Source organism: Geobacillus sp. BK01 (genome assembly GCF_052220245.1).
Classification (GTDB): domain Bacteria; phylum Bacillota; class Bacilli; order Bacillales; family Anoxybacillaceae; genus Geobacillus.
This window is the reverse complement of record NZ_JBQPTH010000001.1, coordinates 162,242-179,626: the sequence shown is the minus strand read 5'-3', so window position 1 is coordinate 179,626 and position 17,385 is coordinate 162,242. Positions and strand designations below refer to the sequence as shown.

Here is a 17,385-nt window from a genome sequence, read left to right as displayed (position 1 = left end):
GTTTTGCTCTATTGTTTCCCAATATGCTTCGCTTTTTCCCGGTTATGCTCCGCCAGCGTTTTGGTGAAAATGACGTCGCCAGCCGGTGTTGCCAAAAAGTACAAATAGTCGGTCACGGCCGGGTTGAGCGCCGCTTCAATTGACATCTTGCCGGCATTGGCGATCGGCCCCGGCGGCAGCCCCCTGTGAATATACGTATTGTATGGCGAATCGACTTTTAAATCTTTGTAAAAGACACGCTCTTTATGTTTGCCGAGCGCGTATAAGACGGTCGGGTCAGTTTGCAGCGGCATGCCGAGGCGCAGCCGGTTGTAAAACACGCTGGCAATTTTCTCACGGTCGGCTTTTTCGGTCGCCTCTTCTTCAATTAACGACGACATGGTCAACAACCGGTGCGGCGACAGCTGCCGTTCTTTCATCATCCTCTCGTATTGGTCGATCACCGCCGCCGTTTTCGCCACCATCGCCTCAATGATTTCCGAAAGCGGCGGTTTTTTGTCGGCAAACACATATGTGGCCGGGAACAAGTAGCCTTCCAACGGATAGCGGATATTTTGGTGAAAAATGTCGTTCGTTAATAAGTCTGGGTATGTTTTCATCAGCTGTTCAATGTACTTGCGGTCGTTGAGCAGCTTCATAATGTCTTCTTGATCGTATCCCGTTTTCGCAGCGATGAGATCAGCGATTTGTACAAGTTGCGATCCTTCGGGGATCGTCAGCTTCAATCCGATTTTCAACGACTTCCCGGTTTTTAACAGCTCAATGATGTGTGTCATCGGCATCGCCCGCGTCAGCTCATACTCCCCGGCTTGAAAGCCGGACTCGTTTTTCCAGCGGACGTAGTAGCGGAAGACAGCCGCACTTTGAATGAGCCGTTTTTGTTCAAGCAGTTCGGCGATGTCTGCCGCCGACGAACCGACCGGAATCGACACGTGAACCGGGGTGCGGTCGCCTGGGTCAACCGGCGCGAACGCTAGGCGGATGTATAGGAAACTGCTGACGCCGGCGATGACGAGCGCGGTCAGCAGGCCGGCGCAAACGAGCAAGACGATTTTTCGTACAAGCCGCGCCTTAGGCGTCTGAAAATCGCTTTGTTTCATCTTCAGCCTCCTTTCACCGGTCATATTATACTACAAATTTCTTGTTTTTTCGCCCTTTCGTGACAAGAAAAGCTTCGCATGGACGGATCCTTTGAAACTCATCGCCTGCGGCTCAAAAAATTCGCCAAAAAAACGGCTGCCCGCAGGCAGCCGCTTCATCTGTTACACTTCGTCTTCTTCTTGCTCAGCGCAAAACGTATTCCACACTTCTTCGATCATGTCCCACTCTTCTTCCGTCTCAATCGGAAGCAGTTCGCCTTCCTCATGTTCGTCGCCGGGGATGAACGCCGAAACGTGCACTTCTGTCTCGCCGTCTTCATCTTCGGCCTCAGCGCTGACCGGATAATAAAACACATACGATTTGCCAAAATCGTCCGATTCAAACGTAAACAAAATTTCACACAACTGTTCGTTGCCGTGTTCATCGACCACGGTAATATGATTGTCTCCATGTTCCATTGCCATTTTCCTCCCGTTCACCGTTTACTGTCCAAGTACGATTGCAAAATGACAGCCGCCGCCATTTTGTCGATCACTTTCCGCCGCTTTTTCCGGCTCACATCGGCAGCGATCAACATCCGCTCGGCGGCCATCGTCGACAACCGTTCATCCCAAAGCACGACCGGCAAGGAAAACTCCTCGCGCAGCCTGGCGGCAAACCGCTCGCTTGCCTCAGCGCGCGGCCCGAGCGTGCCGTTCATGTTTTTCGGCCATCCGACGACGATCGTATCGACGCCGTACTCATCGATAATGGCGCGCAGCCGCTTGAGGCCATAGTCGCCGCGCTCCTCATCGATGGCGATCGTCTCCAAGCCTTGCGCCGTCCAGCCTAGTTCATCGCTGACGGCGACGCCAAGCGTTTTCGTTCCGAGATCTAGTCCCAACGTCCGCATCAGTTAATCCTTTCGTTGCCCCTGTAAATAGAATTTCACCAATTCCTCGATTAATTCATCGCGCTCAATTTTGCGGATGAGCGTGCGCGCATCTTTATGTCGCGGGATGTAAGCCGGATCGCCGGACAATAAGTAGCCCACAATTTGGTTGATGGGGTTGTAGCCTTTTTCCTGCAAGGCGCCATACACCGTCAACAACACTTCGCGAACGTTCGTTTCAGCCGGCTCCTCCGGGAAATGAAACTGCATCGTTTGGTCAAACGAGCTCACCGTTTCCACCTCGCTCTTTATTCGGGCCATCCCGTCCTCTTACATCCATTGTACACGATTCGCGCCCATTTAGGAAATGGATTTGACCCATGTTTCGACATAATCAAGCGCTTCGCCGACTTTGTTCACGTCTTTGCCGCCGGCCTGCGCCATGTCAGGACGTCCGCCGCCCCCGCCGCCGCAGCGTGAAGCCACTTCTTTGACGAGCTTGCCGGCGTGGTATCCTTTTTTCACAAGATCATCGGTCACCGCAGCAATGAGTTGGACTTTGCCGCCTTGCACAGCTGCTAACACAATGACTGCCGTGCCTAATTTTTGCTTCAAGTCATCCGCCATCGCCCGCAGTTGGTTCATGTCGTTCGCCTGCACTTTCGCCGCCAACACTGGGACGCCTCCTACGTCTTTCACCTGACGGGTGAGGTGTTCCGCTTCCAGATGAGCGAGGCGGGCAGCAAGCGACTCGTTTTCGCGCTGCAGCTGCCGCAGCTCGGCAAACACCCCATCGAGACGGGCTGACAGTTCTTTCGGGCTCGTTTTTAGCTTTTGCGCCGCTTCTTGCAAAACAGCGAGCTGTTCACTCATAAAGCGGTACGCCGCTTCCCCGGTCACCGCCTCAATGCGGCGCGTGCCGGCGCCGATGCCGGATTCGGAGACGATTTTAAACAAGCCGATCGCCGACGTGTTCGGCACATGGCAACCGCCGCACAGCTCTAAGCTGTAGTCGCCCACCTTGACGACGCGGACGATGTCGCCATATTTTTCGCCAAACAACGCCATGGCCCCCATCGCTTTCGCTTCCTCAAGCGGTTTATAGAAAATATCGACAGGGGTGCTTTTCCAAATTTGTTCATTAACGATGGCTTCAATGCGCTCTAGTTCCTCCGGTTTTACTTGCCCAAAATGGGTAAAGTCAAAGCGGAGCCGATCCGGGGCGACGAGAGAGCCAGCCTGATTGACATGGCGGCCAAGCACATCTTTTAACGCTTGATGAAGCAAATGGGTCGCCGTATGGTTTTTCACGATTTGCGCCCGCTTCGCTTCATCAACGCGCGCTGTATACACCGCGCCTTTTTTCACCGTGCCGCGTTCGACGGCGATCGCATGAAGATGCTGGCCGTTTGGTGCCTTCTGAACGTCTTTGACGACCGCTGTTCCTGTCTCACCGGCAAACGTGCCCTGGTCGGCGATTTGCCCGCCGCTTTCGGCGTAAAACGGCGTTACATCGACGATGATTTGCGCTTCTTCACCAGCTCCAACTTCCTCAACAAGCTGCCCGTCTTTGACGATGGCGAGAACGGTGGAAGAAGCGACGAGCTCATCGTAGCCGACAAAGCGGCTTTCGTCTTTAATGTCGCCAAGGACGCCGCCTTGCACCTGCATCGAATCCACGTCTTGGCGGGCGGCGCGCGCCCGTTCGCGCTGCCGTTCCATCTCCCGTTCAAACCCATCATGGTCGACTTTCATTCCGGCTTCGGCCGCGTATTCCTCCGTCAGCTCGACCGGGAAGCCGTACGTATCATACAGGCGGAATACATCCTCGCCTGGAATGACGTCGCTTCCTTCGGCTTTGGCCTTCTCGATCACATCGCTTAAAATGGCGAGTCCTTCGTGAAGGGTTTCATGGAACCGCTCTTCTTCATTCCGGATGACCCGTTGGATAAAGTCGGCTTTTTCTTTCACTTCCGGATAGTAGTCGTGCATAATTTCGCCGACGACCGGAACGAGTTCGTACATAAACGGGCGTTCAATGCCGATTTGCTTCGCATAGCGCACCGCACGGCGCAGCAAGCGGCGCAATACATAGCCGCGGCCCTCGTTTGACGGCAGCGCCCCGTCACCGATTGCAAACGTAACCGCGCGAATATGGTCGGCGATCACTTTAAACGCGACGTCTTTCTCCCGGTCTTCGCCATACCGCTCGCCGGCGATTTGTTCAGTCGTACGGATGATCGGCAGGAACAAATCGGTTTCAAAGTTGGTCGGCACATCCTGTAAAATCGAGCACATCCGCTCTAAGCCCATGCCGGTATCAATGTTTTTCTTCGGCAGCGGCGTATACGTGCCGTCCGGGTTATGGTTGAACTGGGAAAAGACGAGATTCCACACTTCCAAATAGCGGTCGTTCTCCCCACCCGGATACAGTTCCGGATCGTTCGGGTCGTTGCCAAACGCTTCCCCACGATCGTAAAAAATCTCTGTATTCGGGCCGCTTGGGCCTTCACCGATATCCCAGAAGTTCCCTTCGAGACGAATGATCCGCTCTTCTGGCAAGCCGATTTCGTGATGCCAAATGTCGTACGCCTCTTCGTCTTCCGGATGAACGGTGACCGACAACCGTTCCGGATCAAAGCCGATCCATTTGTCGCTTGTTAAAAACTCCCATGCCCAGTGAATCGCTTCGCGCTTGAAATAATCGCCGATGGAAAAGTTGCCGAGCATTTCAAAAAACGTATGGTGACGCGCCGTTTTTCCGACATTTTCAATGTCGTTTGTACGGATCGATTTTTGCGCGTTGCAAATGCGCGGATTGTCCGGAATAATGCGGCCGTCAAAATATTTTTTCAACGTCGCGACGCCGCTGTTGATCCATAATAGCGACGGGTCGTCGACCGGAATGAGCGAGGCGCTCGGCTCGACCTCATGACCTTTTTCTTGGAAAAACTCCAAAAACATGCGCCGCACTTCGGCAGATGTCAGCTTTTTCATGATGATCCTCCCCTTTGGTCTTTTATATAAAAAAACTCTCATCCCCTTGCAGGGACGAGAGTTATGCTCGCGGTACCACCCTGTTTATGGGCAAAAAGCGCCCATCACCTCTTTGGCCGTAACGCAGCCTTGCGTCAGGTTTTGCCTGCGCTCCGGATTAGCCTTCTGTTGCCCTTCATCTGGAATTTCTTTCAGCCGCGGAAATTCCTCTCTGTGCGCGGGATTGCGCGTTAAGATGGACTGCAACATACTCGATCCGTCATCGCGTTATAGATTTGCGTTTTTCACTGAAAAATTATAGACAAGCAGCAAGCATTTGTCAATGCGGGGCATAATGCTCTTTCCAATGCGCAAGAGCCACTTTCAGCACCGCCGCAGCCGGAACGGCGAGAATGAGGCCGGGCACACCGGCAAGCTCACCGCCGGCAAACAACGCCAACATAATGATGAGCGGATGCATGTGCACGCTTTTGCCCACAATGAGCGGTGATAAAATATTGCCTTCTAAAAACTGCAAGGCAAAAATGATGATCAGCACGATAATGACCATTTTAAGCGAAATGGTCGCCGCCAAAATCGCCGCCGGGATCGCGCCGATCAACGGACCGAAATACGGAATAATGTTCGTTAATCCGATGATAAATCCAAGCAAAAGCGGATAGTCCATGCCGGCGAGCCAAAGGCCGAGCGACGCCATCAGGCCGATCGCCGCACAGACGAACAGCTGGCCGCGAATATAGCCGCCGAGCGACTCGTCAACATCTTTTAAAAACGCCATCCCCGGCCCGCGCCACCGCTTTGGCGTCATATACCAAACCGCTTTTTTCAGCACGTCGATATCTTTTAGCATATAAAACACGATAAACGGAATGAGGAGAAATGTCGCTGCTGAACCAATAAACGATTGGGCCGCGCTCATCGCCATCGTGACCGCCTTGGCAGCAGCCTGCTCAAGTTGCACAAACATCGCTTCAATACGCGTGTGCACTTCCATCGGCCACGTCGACGTTTCATCGTGGATATAGCGCGCCCACTGCCGGTATGTATTCATCAATGATGGCAACCGTTCGTCCAATTCGCGCAGCTGGGCGATCAGCACCGGTATACCGCGATACATGCCGTAGCCGATCGAACCGAAAAACAAGAAATAAATGAGCAAAATGGCAAGTGCCCGCGGCATCCCTTTGCCATGGATATACTCCACGAGCGGATGCAACAAATACGTAATAAACGCCGCCAGCAAAAACGGGGCCAGAGCGGTGGCGATAAAATCGACGACCGGCCACCAAACTTCTTTCATCCGGACGATTAAATAGACGATTGCGGTCACGAGCAGCCATTTTCCGATGCGGAGAAATGACAGCCATTGTTGCTCCCCCATCGCCACACCTCCTACCGTTTAGTGTAAGAGATAGGAGGAGAAATATGCCGTCCTGATCCTTCCGCTATTTGGTAACAGACAAAAAACCGCCGCCACCGCCGTTCGGGCGGAAGGCGGCGGGGCCATCAGCGGATCGCTTGCATCAAGCGGCGGCGCATTCTCCGCATCGTGCGGCCGTTCATCCAATCGTTGCGCTGGGCAAGCTGATAAGCAGCGACACCTAAACCTACGGCCAACAGCGAAGTCATCGTCCGGTTCATGCCTGTCCCCCCTAAAATTGGATCGTGCGCTCATGGTCGTCAAACAAGTCGTCGAGAGAGCTTAGCGTCCCATCTTCCTCGACTTGATGGGCGTGAATCATTCCTTTCGAGACAGACAGCTCAATAAAGCAATCCCAGCAGTAATATTGGTTGACACCGATCTTCCCTAAATTTTTCCGTTTGCAATTCGGGCAAATGAGCATCGACAGCCACTCTCCTTACCACATTGTTTCGACGGTGACGACGCCTTCCTTGGCGGTGAACGGAGCTGCCTCCATTCGTTTCTTTCCTTCGGTCAAGTCAGAAAAAAATCCCTCGCTAATCTCGTATCCGTCAATTTTGCCCAATTGCCCATCAAAATATACATCATCAAGCAAGCCGATCGTTGTTCCGTCTGCGGCGACAACCATACTGCCGGCGATGCCGCGCTCACCGTAAAGAGAGTGGCCGCTTTCAGGAGAGGGAAACGGCTGGAAGCTGTCAGCATCACGAATGATGATCCGGTCGTGTTGCAACGACTGCACGGCCGAAAGCGGCAAGTAGCGGCGGCGGCCAAATAGGCCGCTCCGTTCCGCGACAAGCCCTTTGACCGTTCCGTGGCTGGTAAACCAAATGTCGGCGATCGCCCCGACCGCTTTCCCTGTCGTTTGTTCATAAATGGGAAGCCCTTTGACGTCGGAAAACGTCCGCATCATTCTCCCCACCTTTCCAGCCACTTTTAGCTTGACTCATCGCCCATAAAGTCATACGGCGTAACGTTTTCCATCCCGATGTCCGCATCTTCAAGCGGCAGCTCACCTTCGACAAACGGCGCAGCCGCAGCCGCCAGCTTTTCGGCAAGCGCCGTCTGGCGCGCTCCGTCGCCCCGCTGGGCAACACCGAACCGAAACGCTTCTTCCTCGCCACACAAAATGAGAAATTGCTTGCTTCTCGTCACTGCCGTATACAGCAAATTCCGCTTCAACATCCGGTAATAACTTTTGACAACAGGTAAAATGACGATCGGAAATTCGCTCCCTTGCGCCTTATGGACCGAGCAGCAATACGCATGGGTAATTTGCGCCAAGTCTTGTCTTGTGTACGTCACTTCAATGCCATCAAACGAGACGACGAGCAAGTCTTGCTTTTCTGTATTTTCTTTGGCGTAAAAAATGGCGACGACTTCACCGATATCGCCGTTAAACACGTTGTCTTCCGGCTGATTGACGAGCTGCAGCACTTTATCGCCGACACGATACACCACATCGCCGATCGAAAGCTCCCGCTTCCCGTCAGCCGGGGGATTGAACAGCCCCTGCAGCACTTTGTTTAGCTGATCGATGCCGGCCGGGCCGCGGTACATCGGAGCGAGCACTTGAATGTCTTTGACGGAAAACCCTTTGTTGCGTGCGTTGTCAGCAATTTGCCGGACGACATCCGCCACTTGTCCGGCGCGGCAGCGAATAAAGGAGCGATCCGCCTTCGGGGCGGTTAAGTCAGCCGGCACGACGCCGCGCTTCATCGCGTGGGCGAGCCCGATGATCGACGATCCTTCCGCTTGGCGATACACCTCGGTCAGCCGCACCGACGGGATAACGCCTGACTCGAGCAAATCTCTCAACACTTGGCCTGGTCCGACGGACGGAAGCTGATCTTCGTCGCCCACAAAAATGACTTGCATCCCGTCCGGCACTGCCTTTAACAGCTGATTGGCCAACCATGTATCGACCATTGACACTTCATCAACGACAAGCAGCTTGCCGGCAATCGGCTCATGTTCATCATGGCTGAACCCTTCCGCTCCGTTCCAGCCAAGCAGCCGGTGAATCGTCGCCGACGGCAGCCCAGTCGCTTCGCTCATCCGCTTTGCCGCCCGGCCGGTCGGAGCGGCGAGCAGCACCGGAAACGGCTCGCCGCTTTTGTAATGGGCGGGATCGAGCGATACACCGTTTAGAGAGGCAAACAGCTCAACGATCCCTTTAATCACCGTTGTTTTTCCGGTTCCCGGCCCCCCCGTTAAAATGAAAAGCGGTGATGAAAGCGCCCGTTGGATCGCCTCTTTTTGCTGGGGGGCGTATTGCATTCCGAGCCGCTCCTCGAGCGCCCCAAGCGCCAGCAAAAACTCCGACTCAGGAAATGAGGCCGATGGCGGCGTTTGCCCGAGCAACCGCCGAATGTTGGCGGCGATCCCCTTTTCGGCGAAGTAAAGCGAGGGAAGATAATAACGTCCTTGTTCCACGATCAGCTTTCCTTCTTCGCTTAACATCAGGAGCGTCTGTCCGATGGCTTGTCCATCGACCGCCCCGTTCGGGTTCCCGCCAAGCAGTTCGCCAATGCGGCTGACGAGCTCTTCCTCCTTCATATAGACGTGACCTTCTTGCAAGCATACCTGCTCAAGGACAAACAGGCAGGCGGCGCGCAGCCGGGCCGGATGGCTGCCGGAAATGCCGAGCTGGCGCCCGAGGTCATCAGCGCGGCCAAAACCGATCCCTTCAATGTCTTCGACGAGCTGGTACGGATTTTCATGAATGATATCCATCGTCTCTTCGCCGTATGCCTGGTAAATTTTCATCGCCAGCTGCGGGCCAAAGCCGAGCTGGGTGAGAGCGATCATGGTCTGTTCGAGCCCTTCATGGGCGCAGAGTGTTTCATACAACTGTTTCGCCTTTTGCTTCGTCAGCTTCGGCACGCGCAAAAGCGCCTCCGGATCGCGCAAAATCACGGCGATCGCGTTTTCGCCGAGCGCCTCAACAATCGCTGTCGCCGTTTTTTTACCGATCCCTTTAAACAAGCCGCTTGACAAATAATGAATGACTCCTTCTTTCGTATTCGGAAGCTGTTTGCGGAACTGCTCGGCCGCATACTGGCGGCCAAAGCGCGGATGTTGGCGGAACTGTCCGTAAAAGACGTACACATCCCCTTCATTCAAACGAGGAAAATAGCCGGTGACAACCACTTCTTCCTCGACAGCCGCTTCGTTCGTTTCTTCCACGCGGATGCGGACGACAGTATATAAGGTTTCCTCATTGTGGAAAATAACACCTAAACATGCCCCTTTAATAAACGTACGTCCGTCGAGCGCGAGCGATTGCTGCTCTTGCACCCGTCATCCCCTGCCTTTTTTACGGCGCAAGCCGCTTTTCTGCCAGCTTCTTTCCATACCCGGCAAGCACGTGATCCGGATTAACGTCCAAAGCGGCGGCAAATAAATCGCGGGCAGCGGCTGGATCGTCTTTGTACACATAAATGACCCCTAAATTGTAATAGGCGTCAGCATGGCGCGGATCCCGCTCCAATGTTTTTTCGAAATACCGTTTCGCCTCATCGACATAATCGAGGGTGGCGAGGCAAAGACCGAGTTGAAAGAGCGCCTCAGCATCCCCCTCGTTCAGTTCCGCTGCCCGCTGCAAATACGGCAGCGCCAGGCGCGGCATCTCAAGCCGCGATAGCGACATGCCGAGCATAAAGTGCGTATCGGCATCATCAAGCCCTAGTTGGAGCGCCCGCTCAAACATATTTTTCGCTTCGGCAAACTGCTCGCGCCTGTAGTGCACCGTGCCGATGCCATAATAGGCTGCCGCCGCCTGTTCATCAAGCGTGAGCGCCTGCCGGAAGCATTCGAGCGCCTTCTCTTCCTCGCCGGCTGCGGCCAAAACGGTGCCGATGTTAATATAGCCGGCCGGGTCATCCGGATATTCATTCACCGCTTCAGAAAAGCAACGGAGCGCTTCTTCGTATTCCCCTGCGCGCATATGCGAAAGCCCTTGTTCATTGAGATTGGCCACCGCTCATCCCTCCCAAACTTGCATATCAGTACATTCGTTCGCTCTTCTCCGGCAATTGCAAAAACCCCTCAACCAAACACTCGGTTGAGGGTTCACCGCTAGCGCGGCATAATTCCAGTCAGCCGACATACCAAAGTTTTTCACCGTTGCGAAACACTTCGTCAATCGTGCCACCGCCGAGACATTCGTCACCGCTGTAAAAAACAACCGCCTGACCCGGCGTCACCGCCCGCGCCGGCGCATCGAACACAACTTCGGCTTTGCCGTCCGGAAGCGGACGAACTTCGACGCCGACATCCGGCTGGCGGTAGCGGAATTTCGCTGTGCAGCGGAACGGCGCTTCCGGCTTGCGGTCGGATACCCAGTTGACGTGGACTGCTTTTAATGATGTGGAGTACAAATAGTCGTTTTCAAACCCTTGGGCGACATAGAGCACGTTTTCGCGCACATCTTTGCCGACGACAAACCATGGTTCGCCGCTGCCGCCGATGCCAAGCCCATGGCGTTGGCCGATCGTGTAATACATCACCCCGTCATGCCGCCCTTTCACCTCGCCGTCGAGCGTTTTCATCACCCCGGGCTGGGCCGGCAAATACTGGCTTAAAAATTCTTTGAAGTCCCGCTCGCCGATAAAGCAAATGCCGGTGCTGTCTTTTTTTCCGGCGGTGGCAAGCCCGGCTTCTTTCGCGATCCGGCGCACGTCCGCCTTGTGCAAATGGCCGATCGGAAACATCACTTTCGATAGCTGGGCTTGGCCGAGCTGATTTAAAAAGTACGTTTGGTCTTTGTTCGGATCAGCCCCGCGCAACATTTTAAATTCACCGTCACGAAACTCGACGCGGGCGTAATGGCCGGTCGCCACATAATCGGCGCCAATCGACATGGCATGTTCCAAAAACGCCTTGAATTTAATTTCTTTGTTGCACATCACGTCCGGGTTCGGGGTGCGCCCGGCTTTGTATTCGTCCAAAAAGTACGTAAACACTTTGTCCCAATATTGCTGTTCAAAGTTGACCGCATAATACGGAATGCCGATTTGGTTGCAGACGCGCACAACATCTTCATAATCTTCGGTCGCCGTACAAACGCCGTTTTCATCAGTGTCATCCCAGTTTTTCATAAAAATGCCGATGACATCATACCCTTGCTCTTTGAGCAGCAGCGCGGCAACCGACGAATCGACTCCGCCGGACATGCCGACAACGACGCGCGTTTCGTGTGGCGCTTTGTTCATGCCGTTTCACCTCCTTACCGGTCGGTGAGCCGCTTGACAATGTTCACCGTTTCTTCAGCGGCTCGCTCAATTTGTTCTTTTGTATTGCCAAGTCCGAAGCTGAAGCGGACAGACGAGCGAATGCGATCGGACTCCTTTCCACACATGGCAACAAGCACATGTGACGGGTCGATTGATCCGGCCGTGCACGCCGATCCGCTTGAGGCGGCGATACCGGCTAAGTCCAGGTTCACAAGCAGCGATTCGACGTTCGTTCCCGGGAAAGCAACATTTAAAATATGCGGCAAACCGTCCGGACTGCCGTTGACCGTATAGTCGATGCCTGAAGAGCGGAAAACGTCAAGCATCGCCTCGCGCCAAGCCGCGTACTGCCTGCGCTTTTCATCCCTCGTCCGCTCCACAATCTCCGCCGCCTGCGCCAAACCGATCATGCCGGGTACATTTTCCGTCCCGGCCCGTCGTTTTCGCTCTTGTTCGCCGCCGAACAGAAGCGGGGTGATTTTCACCGTTTCCCGGACATAAAGCGCCCCACTCCCTTTCGGACCGTTAATTTTATGGCCGGAAAGCGACAACAAATCGATGCCGTATTCGTTGACATCAATCGGAATAAGCCCGTACGCTTGGACAGCATCGGTATGAAAGTAAGCCGGGTGATCGCGCAAAAGCGCGCCAATTTCACGGACCGGCTGAATCGTGCCGATTTCGTTGTTGGCAAACATGATTGAAACGAGAATCGTCTCATCGCGCAACACGGCTTTTACATCGTCGACCGATACGAGCCCTTGTTCATCAACCGGCAAATACGTTACGTCAAATCCTTGCCTTTCTAAATATTCGCAAGCGCGCAGCACGGCGTGATGCTCAATGGCGGTCGTAACCACATGGCGGCCGCGGCTGCGGTTGGCCGTCGCCGTCCCGATGATCGCAAGGTTATCGGCTTCTGTTCCCCCGCTTGTAAATACAATTTCCGTCTCTTTCGCCCCGAGGCTGCGGGCGATGGTTGCCCTCGCTTCGTCAAGGGCGCGGCGGCTTTGCCGGCCGAAGTAATGGATGCTTGATGGGTTGCCGAACTGTTCGGTCATCCAGTGGACCATGCCGGCCGCCACATCCGGATGCACCGGGGACGTGGCGGCATGGTCCAAATAAATCCGTTGCACCAGTCATTCTCCTTTCTGTGCGTCAAATATAAAACATATATGCCCCTTCATCCCCATCGCTATACTTCGCCAAATCTTCCAATGTTGTGCTGTCAAGCACTTCCTCGACCGCATCACGGATGCGGATCCATAGCTCGCGCTTCGCCGGCTCCTCCTCTTCAAGCTCCTCGACCGGAGTGAGCGGCCCTTCAAGCACGCGCAAAATATCGCCGGCGGTAATTTTCGCCGGATGCTCGGCAAGCACATAACCGCCGTACGCCCCGCGGATGCTTTTGACGAGTCCGGCGTTGCGCAGCGGTGTGACAAGCTGTTCCAAATAATGTTCCGATAAATTGTTCGCTTTGGCGATCGAACGAAGCGAAATCGGGCGGTCGCCATATTTTTTGGCCAATTCGATCATAATCGTCAACCCGTACCGGCCTTTCGTTGAAATTTTCATCATATCCCCCCTAACGGCTTACCCCTTGCACATGAACGCTCGTCGTCCCGAGCAGGCGGCCGGTCATTTTCCGGCATTGCGGCAGCGCCAGACCGGCGACCGAGCCGATCGTCACACAAAAAAGAAGCGTGCCGAACGACACCGGACCACCAAGCAGCCAGCCGACAAGCAACACGAGCGTTTCCATTCCAATGCGAATGTACGCCACCTTCCATTTAGTCAACTCGGTCAGGGCGAGCATTAAACTGTCGCGCGGACCGGCGCCGACACCGGCGGAAATGTATAGCCCCATGCCATAACCGGACACGATGATGCCCGTCATTAACATTGCATATTGTTCGAGCGGCCATTCTGGTGTTTTCAGCTGGGGAATCATCATCCACACATCGATCAAAATCCCAACTGTCACCATATTCAAAAAGGCGCCAAGCCGCGGCAGCCGCCTTACGAGCAGGGCGGAAACCGCGAGCACCCCCACCCCGACAATGATCGACCATGCGCCGATCGTCAAACCAAATTGTCGCTGCAGGCCGATATGAAGCACATCCCATGGCGCACAGCCGACGTCAGCTTTAATCGTCAACACGATCCCAAACGACATGACGAGCAACCCGGCAAAGTAAATGCTCCACCGCAGCCATGGGATATAAGTATGGGTCATGATGGATGCGCCTCCTCTGTTAAGCCAATCGCCTGTGTTATTATACCATAAATGCCCCTTCCATTCACGACTCAACATGGTTCTCTTGACTCAACTGCCGGAGCCGTCGGTACACTTTGGCATAATACTTTTCCTCGCCATGCTCTTTCGGTTCGTAATAGCGAACGCCTTCAAGAACGGATGGCAAGTAAGCTTGGGCCACCCATCCATTTGGATAATCGTGCGGATATAAATACCCTTGCCCGTGTCCAAGCACAGCCGCTCCTTTATAATGGGCATCTTTTAAATGGTCCGGAATCTCGCCAAGCTTGCCGGCGCGCACGTCAGCCAGCGCGGCATCGAGCGCCTTGTAGGCGCTGTTTGATTTTGGGCTCAAACAAAGCTCAATCGTCACAACGGCAAGCGGAATGCGCGCCTCCGGCAGCCCGATCCGCTCCGCCGCTTCCACTGCCGCCTGCACTTTCACTCCCGCCATCGGGTTGGCAAGCCCGATATCTTCGTAGGCGATGACGAGCAGCCGCCGGCAGACAGCCGCTAAATCCCCGCCTTCAAGCAGACGCGCCAAATAATGAAGCGCAGCATCGGCATCGCTGCCGCGTACGCTTTTTTGAAACGCAGACAATAGCGAGTAATAATGATCCCCGTATCGATCATGAATAAAGCCGCGGTTGGCGGTGCATGAGGCAACGATATCCTCATCAATATACAGGCGGCCGTCGCGTTCATCAGCAGCGGCGACTGCCGCCTCAAGGAGCGAGAGCGCGGCGCGTGCATCCCCGCCGGCCGCCTCGGCAATGCGCCATAACAGCGCCTCATCGATGACCACCGGCTTCGCTCCGACGCCGCGTTCCGGATCAGCGAGCGCCCGTTTTAAAATCACGAGTAAATCAGCCGGCGGAATCCGCTTTAACTGCTGAATTTGCCCGCACCGGCTGCGGATCGCGGGATTCACCTCATGAAATGGATTTTCCGTCGTCGCCCCAATCAGTGTCACCAGCCCGGATTCCATGTGTGGAAGCAGCACATCTTGCTGCGCTTTATTTAGCCGATGGATTTCATCGATGAACAAAATGACGTTGCCCGACCATCGCGCCGCTTCGGCCGCCTCTTCGATCTCCTTTTTCCCGGACGATGTCGCGTTAATGGCAATCAATTCCCGCCCGGCGGTGCGGGCGATGGCATAAGCGAGCGACGTCTTCCCCGTCCCCGGCTCCCCGTAAAGCAATAGCGACGGCACATACCCTTTTTTAATCATTTTATAAAGCGGTGTCCCGGGTCCGATGATATGCGCCTGTCCGACGATGTCATCAATCGTCTGCGGCCGCATCCGCACCGCGAGCGGTTCCGTCGTATGTTGCATGCTGATCCCTCCTTCGTTTCATTGTACAGCGGCAGCGCCCGCTTCGCCAAATACAACCTCACCGCTTCTGGCGTAAAACGTCCATTTCTTTCGGTAATATGTAGTAGTAGACTCGTTGAATGGGGCAGTGCAGCTCAGCTGTCATTGCGTATGTTGAACCAGCCGGCACCTTACTGCTTTGTACCAATCCTTCGCGGTGCAACGGCAAGCAGGAAAGGGAAAATGATGAAAATAAAGAACGTGAAGTTTAAATTGGAAAAAGAACGGAAAAACTATTATCATATCAACATTACATTTGCGGGGTGGACATCATGAAGACAAGACAGGATGCATGGTCACATGAAGAAGATGTACTGCTCGCCGAAACGGTGCTGCAATACATACGCGAAGGAAAGACTCAACTTGCCGCCTTCGAAGAGGTCGGAAGACAGCTGCACCGGACAGCGGCGGCATGCGGATTCCGTTGGAACGCCGAAGTGCGGAAACGGCATCTTGAAGCCATCGAGCAGGCGAAGAAGCAACGAAAAGAGCGGAAACGGGCGTTAGAGATGATGAAAAAATGGCAAAAAGAAGCGAACGCTATAACATTCGCCTCTTCCGATGCAACCCAGACCGCCCAAGGGTCATCCTCATTTCTCCCGGCCGCTCCGTTGACGCTCGACCAATGCATTTCCTTTTTGCAAACGCTGCGGCGCGATGCGGAACAGTTGGAAGCCGTCCGTCAAGAAAACGAGCGGTTAAAACGGGAACGAGCCGAATGGCAAGCGCACAATGAGCGGTTGGCGCAAAAATTGGAGCGCTTGGAGGCGCGCCAAACGACTGTCCAAGAAGATTACGAGGCGCTTGTCAAAATTATGGCCCGCGCCCGCCAGCTTGCTTCTGAAGAAGGCGAGCGCCTTTCCCTCGCCCAACTGCTTCTTGCCGAAACGGACGAACAAAGCGAACCGATGGCCCATTCATAACGAAACAAGAGGCGATGACATGCATCGCCCCTTATTTTTTTGCATCGTTTCCTTATTCCCCGACACGGGCAATCGGGATATCTTTTAATAATTCATTGACCACGTAGGACGCCATAATGAGTCCGGCTACAGACGGAACAAACGCGTTCGATGACGGCGGCATTTTCGCCTTGCGGATCGGTGAAGCGTCATTGCCGACGACCTGGCGGACATCCTCGCGGATTTTCACCGGCTTCTCGTCGGAAAAGACGACCGGGATGCCGCGACGAATCCCTTCTTTGCGCAGTTTGGCCCGGATCACTTTGGCAATCGGATCCGTGTGCGTTTTGGAAATGTCGGCAATGCGGAAACGGGTCGGATCCATTTTATTCGCCGCCCCCATGCTTGAAATGATCGGGATGCCGCGCTCCAGACATTGTTTCATTAAATGGACTTTATACATGATCGTATCGGATGCATCGACGACAAAATCCAAGTTATAAGCGAAAAATTGCTCATACGTCTCTTCCGTATAAAACATTTGCAAGGCGATGACCTCGCACTCCGGGTTAATGTCGGCGATGCGCTCTTTCATCAGCTCGACTTTCGGACGGCCGATCGTCGACAACAAGGCGTGAATTTGGCGGTTAATGTTGGTAATATCGACATTGTCACGATCCACGAGCACCAACCGGCCGACACCGGAACGGGCAAGCGCCTCAACGGCGAATGACCCGACACCGCCAACCCCGAGCACCGCGACGGTGGCATTTTTTAACTTCCCAAGCCCTTCTGAACCAATTGCCAGTTCATTGCGAGAAAATTGATGAAGCATCGTTCTCCTCTCCATTTGTTTAGAAATTGATCATGATGCCGCTTTTTATCCTATCATTAAGGCTGCCCTAGTGGCAACGGCATTTTGCTGGCAAAACAAAACCCCCTATGCTCTTGCCGGCACAAGGGGCATCGTTCTTTTATTCTCCTATGTATACCAGTCCCAATCGTGCCGTCGATGCCTTCGTTTTGAACCCGCTCCCACATAGGTGGGTGCCCTGTTCCAAGGTTTGCGCTTCCCCCGTAACGAAGGGGCATGCACGCCGCCTGGAAACCCCGGGCTCCCGGATCATCTACTGTTCGGTCAAAACGATGGGTGACCCGACGAACACATTAGGACGGTTGGTTGATTTGATTGTATCATATTTTTCAGCGTTTGTGAACA

The 17,385-nt window shown here is 54.3% G+C and carries 19 protein-coding genes, 1 other RNA gene and 1 other annotated feature; of the genes, 2 read left to right on the top strand and 18 right to left on the bottom strand.

From position 1 onward, the window contains the following. Nucleotides 1-8: 8 nt before the first annotated feature. From mltG to ACTVDO_RS00815, 16 genes are all read right to left on the bottom strand, one after another. Nucleotides 9-1,100, bottom strand: coding sequence for an endolytic transglycosylase MltG (gene mltG, locus ACTVDO_RS00890; RefSeq protein ID WP_020960681.1), 1,092 nt, complete (start codon nucleotides 1,098-1,100; stop codon nucleotides 9-11). A 162-nt stretch (nucleotides 1,101-1,262) separates the two neighbouring features. Continuing rightward, a complete protein-coding gene (locus tag ACTVDO_RS00885; RefSeq protein WP_020960683.1) occupies nucleotides 1,263-1,559 on the bottom strand; it encodes a DUF1292 domain-containing protein in 297 nt (98 codons plus the stop codon). Between the two features lie 17 nt (nucleotides 1,560-1,576). Further along, nucleotides 1,577-1,993 carry a Holliday junction resolvase RuvX gene (gene ruvX / locus ACTVDO_RS00880; RefSeq protein WP_020960684.1) on the bottom strand — a complete coding sequence of 139 codons (417 nt, stop codon included), beginning with the start codon at nucleotides 1,991-1,993 and terminating at the stop codon, nucleotides 1,577-1,579. A gap of 3 nt (nucleotides 1,994-1,996) precedes the next feature. Next, complete coding sequence (locus tag ACTVDO_RS00875; protein WP_020960685.1) at nucleotides 1,997-2,263, bottom strand: IreB family regulatory phosphoprotein; 267 nt, start codon at nucleotides 2,261-2,263, stop codon at nucleotides 1,997-1,999. 69 nt (nucleotides 2,264-2,332) lie between these two features. Further along, nucleotides 2,333-4,969, bottom strand: a complete 2,637-nt coding sequence (gene alaS, locus ACTVDO_RS00870; protein ID WP_020960686.1) for an alanine--tRNA ligase — start codon at nucleotides 4,967-4,969, stop codon at nucleotides 2,333-2,335. Between the two features lie 47 nt (nucleotides 4,970-5,016). Beyond that, nucleotides 5,017-5,241 (bottom strand) — a binding site (T-box leader). A gap of 47 nt (nucleotides 5,242-5,288) precedes the next feature. Further along, nucleotides 5,289-6,350 carry an AI-2E family transporter gene (locus ACTVDO_RS00865; RefSeq protein WP_020960687.1) on the bottom strand — a complete coding sequence of 354 codons (1,062 nt, stop codon included), beginning with the start codon at nucleotides 6,348-6,350 and terminating at the stop codon, nucleotides 5,289-5,291. A gap of 125 nt (nucleotides 6,351-6,475) precedes the next feature. Beyond that, nucleotides 6,476-6,610, bottom strand: coding sequence for a YrzQ family protein (locus ACTVDO_RS00860; RefSeq protein WP_020960688.1), 135 nt, complete (start codon nucleotides 6,608-6,610; stop codon nucleotides 6,476-6,478). An 11-nt stretch (nucleotides 6,611-6,621) separates the two neighbouring features. Continuing rightward, a complete protein-coding gene (locus tag ACTVDO_RS00855; RefSeq protein WP_008881018.1) occupies nucleotides 6,622-6,813 on the bottom strand; it encodes a hypothetical protein in 192 nt (63 codons plus the stop codon). Nucleotides 6,814-6,828: 15 nt separating this feature from the next. After that, entirely contained in the window at nucleotides 6,829-7,302 is a 474-nt protein-coding gene (locus ACTVDO_RS00850) for a PRC-barrel domain-containing protein (RefSeq protein WP_020960689.1), read from the bottom strand. Between the two features lie 26 nt (nucleotides 7,303-7,328). Continuing rightward, entirely contained in the window at nucleotides 7,329-9,692 is a 2,364-nt protein-coding gene (gene recD2, locus ACTVDO_RS00845) for an SF1B family DNA helicase RecD2 (RefSeq protein WP_020960690.1), read from the bottom strand. 19 nt (nucleotides 9,693-9,711) lie between these two features. After that, nucleotides 9,712-10,374, bottom strand: a complete 663-nt coding sequence (locus ACTVDO_RS00840; RefSeq protein ID WP_020960691.1) for a tetratricopeptide repeat protein — start codon at nucleotides 10,372-10,374, stop codon at nucleotides 9,712-9,714. Between the two features lie 118 nt (nucleotides 10,375-10,492). Then, nucleotides 10,493-11,608 carry a tRNA 2-thiouridine(34) synthase MnmA gene (mnmA, locus tag ACTVDO_RS00835; protein WP_020960692.1) on the bottom strand — a complete coding sequence of 372 codons (1,116 nt, stop codon included), beginning with the start codon at nucleotides 11,606-11,608 and terminating at the stop codon, nucleotides 10,493-10,495. Between the two features lie 14 nt (nucleotides 11,609-11,622). Continuing rightward, complete coding sequence (locus ACTVDO_RS00830; protein ID WP_020960693.1) at nucleotides 11,623-12,765, bottom strand: cysteine desulfurase family protein; 1,143 nt, start codon at nucleotides 12,763-12,765, stop codon at nucleotides 11,623-11,625. 22 nt (nucleotides 12,766-12,787) lie between these two features. After that, complete coding sequence (gene cymR / locus ACTVDO_RS00825) at nucleotides 12,788-13,204, bottom strand: cysteine metabolism transcriptional regulator CymR (RefSeq protein ID WP_011232042.1); 417 nt, start codon at nucleotides 13,202-13,204, stop codon at nucleotides 12,788-12,790. Nucleotides 13,205-13,214: 10 nt separating this feature from the next. Continuing rightward, nucleotides 13,215-13,865, bottom strand: coding sequence for a YczE/YyaS/YitT family protein (locus ACTVDO_RS00820; RefSeq protein WP_020960694.1), 651 nt, complete (start codon nucleotides 13,863-13,865; stop codon nucleotides 13,215-13,217). Nucleotides 13,866-13,929: 64 nt separating this feature from the next. Next, nucleotides 13,930-15,225: a replication-associated recombination protein A gene (locus ACTVDO_RS00815; RefSeq protein ID WP_442900881.1), complete on the bottom strand. Its 1,296-nt coding sequence runs from the start codon at nucleotides 15,223-15,225 to the stop codon at nucleotides 13,930-13,932. Here ACTVDO_RS00815 and ACTVDO_RS00810 point away from each other — a divergent pair. Beyond that, nucleotides 15,217-15,540, top strand: a complete 324-nt coding sequence (locus tag ACTVDO_RS00810) for a hypothetical protein (protein WP_442900880.1) — start codon at nucleotides 15,217-15,219, stop codon at nucleotides 15,538-15,540. The genes ACTVDO_RS00815 and ACTVDO_RS00810 overlap by 9 nt on opposite strands. Next, nucleotides 15,537-16,187, top strand: a complete 651-nt coding sequence (locus ACTVDO_RS00805) for an RsfA family transcriptional regulator (protein ID WP_442900879.1) — start codon at nucleotides 15,537-15,539, stop codon at nucleotides 16,185-16,187. Before ACTVDO_RS00810 ends, ACTVDO_RS00805 begins: the two co-directional genes overlap by 4 nt. A 52-nt stretch (nucleotides 16,188-16,239) precedes the next feature. Here the strand turns inward: ACTVDO_RS00805 and ACTVDO_RS00800 are convergent, their stop codons facing one another. Together ACTVDO_RS00800 and ssrS are read right to left on the bottom strand one after the other, a co-directional pair. After that, nucleotides 16,240-17,001: a tRNA threonylcarbamoyladenosine dehydratase gene (locus ACTVDO_RS00800; RefSeq protein ID WP_020960698.1), complete on the bottom strand. Its 762-nt coding sequence runs from the start codon at nucleotides 16,999-17,001 to the stop codon at nucleotides 16,240-16,242. Between the two features lie 155 nt (nucleotides 17,002-17,156). After that, a non-coding RNA gene (gene ssrS / locus ACTVDO_RS00795) (6S RNA) lies at nucleotides 17,157-17,343 on the bottom strand. Nucleotides 17,344-17,385: the final 42 nt, after the last annotated feature.